9 protein-coding genes are annotated in these 8831 nt (G+C 47.9%); 4 read left to right on the forward strand and 5 right to left on the reverse strand.

The window, feature by feature from the left end; all coding sequences use genetic code 11:
* Positions 1-193: hypothetical protein (locus RMO35_RS09805; RefSeq protein ID WP_309740723.1), on the forward strand; the 193-nt coding region annotated here is incomplete at its 5' end.
* 590 nt (positions 194-783) lie between these two features.
* Here RMO35_RS09805 and RMO35_RS09810 read toward each other — a convergent pair.
* Complete coding sequence (locus tag RMO35_RS09810) at positions 784-1626, reverse strand: class I SAM-dependent methyltransferase (RefSeq protein WP_309740724.1); 843 nt, start codon at positions 1624-1626, stop codon at positions 784-786.
* A 218-nt stretch (positions 1627-1844) separates the two neighbouring features.
* Here RMO35_RS09810 and RMO35_RS09815 point away from each other — a divergent pair, with 218 nt between their 5' ends.
* Positions 1845-2000: a purine permease gene (locus tag RMO35_RS09815; protein WP_309740726.1), complete on the forward strand. Its 156-nt coding sequence runs from the start codon at positions 1845-1847 to the stop codon at positions 1998-2000.
* Positions 2001-2195: 195 nt separating this feature from the next.
* Here RMO35_RS09815 and RMO35_RS09820 read toward each other — a convergent pair whose 3' ends face one another.
* A complete protein-coding gene (locus RMO35_RS09820) occupies positions 2196-3785 on the reverse strand; it encodes a glycoside hydrolase family 57 protein (protein ID WP_309740727.1) in 1590 nt (529 codons plus the stop codon).
* Between the two features lie 347 nt (positions 3786-4132).
* Here RMO35_RS09820 and RMO35_RS09825 point away from each other — a divergent pair, with 347 nt between their 5' ends.
* The gene (locus RMO35_RS09825) at positions 4133-5308 is read left to right on the forward strand and encodes a histidine kinase (RefSeq protein ID WP_309740729.1); all 1176 of its coding nucleotides are present in this window, start codon (positions 4133-4135) and stop codon (positions 5306-5308) included.
* 203 nt (positions 5309-5511) lie between these two features.
* On the opposite strand, the gene larB is transcribed toward RMO35_RS09825, so the two are convergent.
* The 3 genes from larB to RMO35_RS09840 form a co-directional block, all read right to left on the reverse strand.
* Positions 5512-6279 carry a nickel pincer cofactor biosynthesis protein LarB gene (gene larB / locus RMO35_RS09830; protein ID WP_309740730.1) on the reverse strand — a complete coding sequence of 256 codons (768 nt, stop codon included), beginning with the start codon at positions 6277-6279 and terminating at the stop codon, positions 5512-5514.
* Between the two features lie 52 nt (positions 6280-6331).
* A complete protein-coding gene (locus tag RMO35_RS09835) occupies positions 6332-6796 on the reverse strand; it encodes a hypothetical protein (protein WP_309740732.1) in 465 nt (154 codons plus the stop codon).
* A 184-nt stretch (positions 6797-6980) separates the two neighbouring features.
* On the reverse strand, positions 6981-7859 hold the full coding sequence (locus tag RMO35_RS09840) for a 4-hydroxybenzoate solanesyltransferase (RefSeq protein ID WP_309740733.1): 879 nt from the start codon (positions 7857-7859) through the stop codon (positions 6981-6983).
* 334 nt (positions 7860-8193) lie between these two features.
* Between RMO35_RS09840 and RMO35_RS09845 the strand changes: the two genes are divergently transcribed.
* The coding region (locus tag RMO35_RS09845; protein WP_309740734.1) for a response regulator transcription factor at positions 8194-8831 on the forward strand (638 nt) is incomplete at its 3' end.

Here is an 8831-nt window from a genome sequence, read left to right on the forward strand (position 1 = left end):
CCCTAGACATAAAAACGCCGCTCCCAAGCTTGGGAGCGATTCGCGCACGCCTTTGTTCCCCGACGGTTCAGCGAATCAGCGACGCGCTCATCACGGAGGTTCCCTCCAGGTCGAGCGCGTCAAGACAAGACAGAGGGGAGCTAGAGCCGAAGGCTCTGGCGGGGTGAGGGCGATTTCGTCATTGTCACTTTAATTATGCTCAGCTACTTATCCCTCTTCTGTCACTCTGAATGTTTGTCATAACATAAGATGTGCTACTGGGTGGTAAAGTTTCAGTGTCAGTAGTCAAATCCCAATAAGTATAACGTCCCCGCTAACCAAATATTACCTCACGAACATATCTAATTTCTGGTGGGTTAGCCGCAAATGTTCTGGTAAATTTACGCCATTTTGTCTGTCTTGTCGTTTTTTTATTCTGGGGGAACCCCAGAATAAAAACGCCGCTGTCTAACCTTGGCTGTAGCTGGCAGCCACACACCATGATTACTTCTAATCGACACCATGAATTGTAAGTTTAATTTTTCTAATATTCTCAGTACAGCAGTTGGGCTTTCTCCATATAAACTGTCTGCTAATACATAACTTTAATTGAATGGAGCCGAATTTTCGCCTTTAACTGCGATCGGTCGGGTTACAATTCGGCTATTGCAATTAAATCGTCGCGATTCTCTTTCAGAGAGGCTTTGCCAACGAGTTGAAGAGCGTCAGCTCTTGATACAAGCTGGGATAATTGAACAATAGAATCGCTCGATTATTTTTGAATTGCAATACTGTTGCAATATCTTATGATTCGGGCAAGCTGCGATCGAGAATTTGAAAAACAGACTGATAAGATAATTGCATCTGGGTGCCACAGTTTTGTGCGAGTACTGCTCTTAAGCTCTCTGATAACTCGTGTCTGCTTTCGGGAGCTAGGGCGATACAGGGTGAATAGGTTGTCAATAGTTGTAGATAATCATCGATCGCATAATTCACCTCATTCACCCGAACTTCTGTCCGTAAGTTACTAAATAAGCCCGAATCGATCGCGGCATCAACAAAGATATTCAGTTCTTTAACTTCACGATCGCGATCTTTATATTCTGCGAAAGCTGGTAGATGTTGTCTAAATATCTCAGTTAAGTGCTCGAATATCACGAGCGGTGGCATCATCGTTGTATTCCATAGTAAAACCAGCACTCCAGTATTTTTGAGCATACTTGCGGCTTTCTGGTACTTATTTTCTGGTGATACCCAATGCCAAGAAGTTGCGGCTACAATTGCATCGAATTCTCGATCGACTGGCTCCCATTCTTCAAAACTGGTATTAATAATTTCGATATTGGGATAGGCAGCGACATTTTGACGAGCGACTTCACAAGCTGCTAAGCTTGGTTCTAATGCGATGACTGAAAATCCCAATCGAGCCAAGGAAATCGTCGCCGTGCCTGGGCCGCAGCCGACCTCTAATATCTGCCCATTAGCAGGGATTTTAGCAACCTCGATCGCGCATTCTAAAAAGGCTTGAGCGTATTTGGGGCGGACTTTATCGTATGCTTGCGTGACCGATCCATACCATCGATTTCGCTGCAATTTTTCGGGTGTAAATGTTCGATACCAGTTGCGGATTTCATCGGGTGTTTGCACGATATCTGAAAATAAGCTTACAATAAATGTAACATTCAATAGACAAGTGCATATACTTTACTACTTAAATAAGTACTTAATCTGGCACACTATTTAAAATTAATAATCATTCGATCGAATGATGTAATTTTTAAGTGCTAATCTTTCGATCGAGCGATGCTATATAGTTAGAATCGAGCGAAGATAGAGAGATAGTCAAGCCAAATATTTACTAGTTTATGAAAACGCAGACCCAAGATCGCTCTCATGCCTCCGAACTAAATCCGCCAGAAAATATCACACCCTCGATCGGTACTACGATCAATGCAATTCTCATTTTGACACCTCTATCTTTGATCCTAATCGGTCTTTTTTCGGGTGTGATTAATCCTTAATCCCGAACGAGTTTTTTTCGGGATCGCTCTGTAGTTCGATCGATTAAATATCCCCGACTAATTTATTCAGTCGGGGAGCTGACTAGATTTCCATAGACAGCATTAAAGATCGAATTACGATCTTTTGGGCTAATGCCACAAACTAATCATTATCTAGATTTTGGGCGCTGGTGTTTGAGAGTCGATCGTATTTACCTACAATGGTCGATAAGCCCGATAATTGATACTTGGGAAAATGTTATCCATCGTCTCGACTTTTTCGAGCCAACCGCTATCGACCTTCAGTTCTTTGAGGTCGTCATAGAGTTTGTGGAAGCGGACTAAATGCGATCGCGTGCGGCGGATGGCATATGGTACCATCGTCCCAGTCCGCATGATGAATGCCCAGTCCGAAGATTGCGCGAGTAATAATTCCCGTGCGGCTTGATTGAGGGCGCGCCATTGCAATTCATCTTCTGGCTCCATCCGTGCCAGTTCGATCATCCGTTCAGCTCCTTTGTGCAGGTGAGGATACACCCAAGCATTAGTTTCATTTAGCCAGTACTCGTGAAAACCCTTATAGCCCCAGCTAGACTGGGAAGGGCGACAGACTTGCTGAGTCGGCTCGGTGCGGAGATAATCCGCCAGATGCGTCATCTGATAGGTATGTTGATCGTGCCAAGATTTGCGGAAGAAGAAATCGATAAACCACGGCCCCTCATACCACCAGTGACCGAATAATTCGGCATCATACGGCGAGACAACTAGCGGCGGACGCTTCATGACGTGTGCCAGATTTCCGACCTGTTGCTGGCGATTGTACATAAAGTTCTGCGCGTGATCGGCAGCTTTTTCCTTCGCCCAGTAGGGATCGTAAAGTGCTTTCTCACCGCCAGTCTTGGAAGTAATCTTGTGATACTTAATCCCGATATTCTTGCGTTGACCGTTGGGCATGATGTACGGCTTGATATAGTCATAATCGGCATCCCAACCTAAATCCTTATAAAATTCGCGATACTCGGGTGCGCCGGGATATCCCACCATCGACGACCAAACCTGCTGCGAAGACTCTTGATCGCGTCCGAAGGCGGCTACACCAGTCTCGGTAAAAATTGGTGCGTAGTTGCCAAAGCGGGGACGGGGACGGGCATACATAATGCCATGCCCGTCGGTGAGGAAGTAGCGCAAGCCAGCATCGGCTAACATCCTCTCTAGCCCTTCATAGTAGGCACATTCTGGCAGCCAGATCCCTTTGGGAGCGCGACCAAAATTCTCTTCATAATGCTCGCAAGCCACCCGCAACTGTGCCCACACCGCTTCTGGGTACATTTTCATCAGCGGTAAATAACCGTGAGTTGCACCGCAGGTAATGATTTCGAGGTTATTACTGTCTAAAAATCCTTTGAAAGCACCAATTAAATCTCGATCGTGTCTTTCCCAAGTTTTCCGTGTGGCGGCAAATTCTTTGACATAGTACTCGGCGAGGTACTTGATATGTCCGTTGTGTTCGTTGCTATCTACTTCTTTTTGCGCTAACTCTTCTAGCTTGGCTAAATGCTCGTCATAGCGGTCTTGGAGCAAGGGGTCGCGCAGCATAGACACCAATGGCGGTGTCATACTCATGGTAATTTTAAAGTCGATTCCGTCCCGTTTCAATCCCTCAAAAACGTGGAGTAGGGGAATATATGTTTCGGTAATGGCTTCGTACAGCCATTCTTCTTCAAGAACGAAATCGCTCTCAGGATGTCGAACGAAGGGGAGATGAGCGTGTAGGACTAACGCAACATAACCGAGCGGAGTACTCATAGGGGTAGCGTGTGGGAATAGCGATGGCAGATAGTAAGATACTACCGTTATTCCTATCTTAAGCTTTGCCGCCTCTTTATATTTATTATTTGTTATTTTACTGTTGAGGCGAGCTGCTTTTTTAGAGTCACTCCGGTCTTCGCGCTGACGATAACAGAGAGAATCCTCACTTTCATCCGGCGAATTATGACATTTTTTTAAAAAAGATTAATTTTTTGTTAACAAAGTTCGAGATTCGGTTCATACTAAAGTTTGGTTGAATTTTTTACTTTAGTCCCAAAACCACAATCGACCCGACCCCATTAGCTTTCGATTCTCTATAGGAGAGGCTACGCCAACGAGAATGAATGTCAACCGACCGCGATCGATCCACTAATTCGTCCAAATCGTTACAATTATTGCTCTTTCTTGACGAGCGGATGACTAGTTATGTCCACAATCAAGAGATTCGTGACAAATTAACGATGCTCAATACCGAGCATTCATTCGAGCTGCAAGTTGTCGATGTTGGCAAACAGCCCGACTTAGCAGAATACTATCGAGTGATCGCCACGCCAGCACTCCTGAAGCTGCACCCAAATCCCCGTCAGATCTTGGCTGGGAGCAATCTTAGCGATCAAATTGATAATTGGTGGGATCGGTGGCAAGAGGAGCTAGTTGAGGCAGGGAGCGAGCAGATGCGCGATGAAGATACCGCGCCACCGCTAACCGATCGAGTATTACTGAGTGATTCGATCGGCCATGTCAGTAAGGTGATTAAATTAACCGATGAAGTTTTTACGCTCAAGCAAGAAAAAGAAGCCTTACTCGATCGGCTAAAATTACAAGACCGTGCCATGTCTGTTTTGGCTCACGATCTGCGGAACCCGCTGACAGCCGCCGCGCTAGCCTTGGGGACGCTCGAAATCGTTCACAATCCCCAGGATTATCGCGCTAACGCCCTAGACCCAGCCGCAATCGCCAAATTAATCGAGCGCGCCCGCAGCCAGCTTCAAGCGATCGATCGCCTGGTTACAGACATCTTGCAACCTCTGTCTAATACATCCCATTTCAATCTTCATCCCCAAAAACTCGATCTCAGCCAACTCATCGCCGCAGTCATCGCCCAAATCGATTCGCAGTTTCAAGCCAAGTCCCAACGGATTACCACTGATATTCCTCAAGATATCCCCTTCATCTACGGCGATGCCGATAAGCTGCGACAGACGATCGCCAATCTCCTCGACAATGCCAGTAAGTATACCCCCCCTGGCGGTCGCGTCCACATTAGCGCCCTCCACCGTACCGCTCAAACTATTCAAGTAAGTATCGCCGATACTGGTTTGGGTATCCCCGCCGAAAACCAAAAACGCATCTTTCAAGAGCGGATCAGACTCGATCGCGATCTGGCACAATCGGGCTACGGCATCGGTTTAGCTGTCTGTCAGCGGATTATTCGCGCCCATTACGGTCAAATTTGGGTCGAATCTTCACCGGGCAAAGGTAGCGTGTTTAACTTTACGCTCTTAGTGCATCAGGGGTAGGTTCGAGTGGATAGTGGATAGTGAATAGTGAATAGGGCAGGGATGAGGGATTAGGGAATAAAATCCCCTCCTCGGAGCGAAAAGTGTGGTCTTGGGGTTTCCCCAAGTAGAGCACCTTTTCAAGACAGGGGTGCCGCAGGCGGGGTGGGTAGATCTCCGCATCTCACTAACTCCCCCCAGTCACCCAGTCCCCCCTCTACCCTCTACCCTCTAACTCTAGCTGCCGATCGCAAGATTTGAGCTGCTAAAATAGCGGCACCGAAGCCATTATCGATGTTCACCACACCGACACCTGCGGCGCAAGAGTTGAGCATCGTTAGTAGCGGCGCTATACCTCCAAAACTGGCACCGTAGCCGATACTAGTCGGTACGGCAATCACCGGACAATCAGCCAAACCAGCTACTACACTGGCTAGCGCACCTTCCATCCCCGCCACGACAATTAGCACGTCGGCATTATCGATCGCGTGGCGATTATTCAGCAAGCGATGAATCCCGGCGACGCCGACATCCCATAACTTTTCGACCTCAAAACCGCATAAACTTGCTGTACAGGCTGCTTCCTCAGCTACGGGTAAATCGGCTGTACCTGCGGTGAGGATGGTAATCTTGCCTGTGCGTGTAATTTGCGGTTGCGGGGGGGTTAGAGCGCAGATTTGCGCCGTTTGGTAATAGATTAGGTCAGGGATCTCCTGAAGCAGTTCGGTGTAGACGGCTGGTGTAATCCGGGTTGCCATGACTACCGATTGCTGTTGGCGCATCACTTGGATAATTTTGACAATTTGCGCTGGCGTTTTACCTAGTCCCCAAATGACTTCCGGAAAGCCCGTCCGCTGTTGACGGTTAAAATCGATCTTGGCAAAGTCGTCGATCGATTCGTAGCCGAGCGATTGCAGTTTGGACAATGCACGCTCGGGTGTAACTTCGCCAGCAGCGACAGCGGTGAGTAAAGATTTCAGCGATTCTGACATAATCTCGGATATTTGCAGCGGATTCAAACTTTATCCTAGATTAATATTAGTACTAGCCGTTAAATCTGCACCGTTCGTCGCTGGTGGGTTTAGTTGCAATATTATCGATTTTCCAGACGCGATCGCTTTTTTTGACCGTGTTGGCGATAATTGTTGGTAATTTCTTGGACTTGTAAGTTTGAACGCCCTGAACTTCGATCGTATCCCGCACTTTCAATTTCAAGCCTTGCTGTTGTAGCGATCGATCCGATCCCAAATAAACGGTTTTTTGCCCAGTTGGTGTTTTCAGCTTTACCCAGGTGACGACTTCTGTAGCCGCCAGCGAGCGATCCTTGTTACTTCGCTCGATCCCAATTACGCGACCTGTCGCAGTGGTGACTTGCTCGGGAGTACTCGGGCGAATTGCCACTTCGGTAGACCAGCATCCACTTTTGGGCGTGGGAGCTTCTGCTCTGGCGGCTAGCGGCAATCCGCAACCGAGACACAACACCAACATGGAAATCTGAATTTGTTTCATTTTTACCGCCTCGCATGATAGATCGATCGGTCTAGCCCTACTATACCCCAATCTGATTTCCGCCTCTACTCTCTTTTGACAGAAACTGGCTCGGGTTGAGATTGCTCCAACGATCTATTCTAGTCAGTAATGATTCGGTAGCTATACTAACCTAATTTGTACTCTAAAGTCCAAAGCCTAGAGCCTAGTGTCTGACTCCCAAGATCATGCCCAGCAGCAACCCAAACCCAATCCAGACATTTTCCCGAAACATTTGGGGATAAAAAGCTGGTGGAATCGTGGGTTTCTTGAGCTGGAGATATTGCCACAACCAAAAGCCAGCAGACATACCCAACGTCAGGACAAATACCGACCCCAGCCCCATAAGTTGCCCCATATAGCCCAGCAAACCCACTGTCAGCGCATAAAAAATCGCGATCGCTTCAGCCACGTATTTACCAAAAAATAAGGCACTAGAATTGACCCCGATGCGACGATCGTCTTCGCGATCGGACATCGCATATACAGTATCAAATCCCAGCGTCCAAAAAATCGTCGCCCCCCACAAATACCATGTCGGCGTTGCAATACTCGCCGTGACCATCGACCAACTAATCAAGACGGCAAATCCCCACGCGATCGATAGTACCAGTTGCGGCACGGGAAATACTCGCTTAGCAGCAGGATACAATAAAATTACCGGAACGGCAGCTACACACAGCCAAAATGTCAAGGGATTGAGATAACTTGCCAAGAGTGCCGCACAAATCAGCGACACGATTAGCACCCCCACCCCAGTCGCGATCGATAGTGACTTTTCCGCCAGCGGACGGGTTTTGGTGCGCTCTACCTGCGGATCGATATTCCGATCCCATAGATCGTTGACGACACAACCCGCCGCACTAGTCGCCAGCGTCCCCAAAATCACCACTCCTAACAGTGGTAGCGGTGGATTTCCCTTTGCAGCCAAGCATAATCCCCACAATGCTGGAATCATCAAAATTAACCTACCTGCGGGTTTATCCCATCGTAGGAGCCGGATTACAGTTAGCCAAGTGGGTTTGCGTGGGGGGATGGTTGTCATGGGAGTTGGGAGTTGGGAGTTGGGGGACTGGGAGATTGGGAGATTGGGAGATTGGGAGATTGGGAGATTGGGAGACTGGGAGACTGGGACACTAGCAGGTTCTCTTACTCCTTTTCCCTCAAAGCCCAAAACTCAAAGCCTAAAACCTCCCATCCCCCATCTCCCATCTCCCATTTAACTACCTATTATCACTCAGTCACTATGAAGTAAAATTGAGGAATATCAAAAAAAACTCGCCGCGATCGAGCCAGTTGCGTATAATCTTTACAGAAAGCTTTGTTTTGCTAAAGATTTTTAACAAACTTTTCAAACGTTTATCTAAAATTACTCGAACATGCCTCGAATACTAGTCATCGATGATGATGCAGCGATCGCTGAAATAGTCTGTATTAACCTCGAAATGGCTGGGTATGAGGTCAACCAATCGCCTGATGGTATTCAGGGTCAGGCAATGGCGCTCCAAATCCAGCCTGACTTGATCGTCCTAGATTTGATGCTGCCCAAAGTTGATGGATATACCGTTTGCCAGCGGTTGCGACGGGACGATCGCACTTCAGACATTCCCGTATTGATGCTGACGGCGCTCAGTCAGACACAGAACAAGGTCGAAGGATTTAATGCTGGTGCGGATGACTACCTCACCAAACCATTTGAGATCGAGGAACTCCTGGCGCGGGTGCGGGCATTGCTCCGGCGAACCGATCGCATTCCCCAAGCTGCCAAACATAGCGAGATTCTTAACTATGGGGAACTGACGTTAGTACCCGAACGCTTTGAGGCAATTTGGCGTAAGGCGACGATCAAGCTGACGCACCTCGAATTTGAACTGTTGCACTGTTTACTCCAGCGACACGGGCAAACAGTGTCCCCTAGTGACATTCTCAGGGAGGTCTGGGGTTACGATCCAGACGACGATATCGAGACAATCCGCGTCCACATCCGCCACCTCCGCACAAAAATGGAACCCGATCC

The sequence above is a fragment of the Chamaesiphon sp. OTE_20_metabat_361 genome (assembly GCF_031364565.1).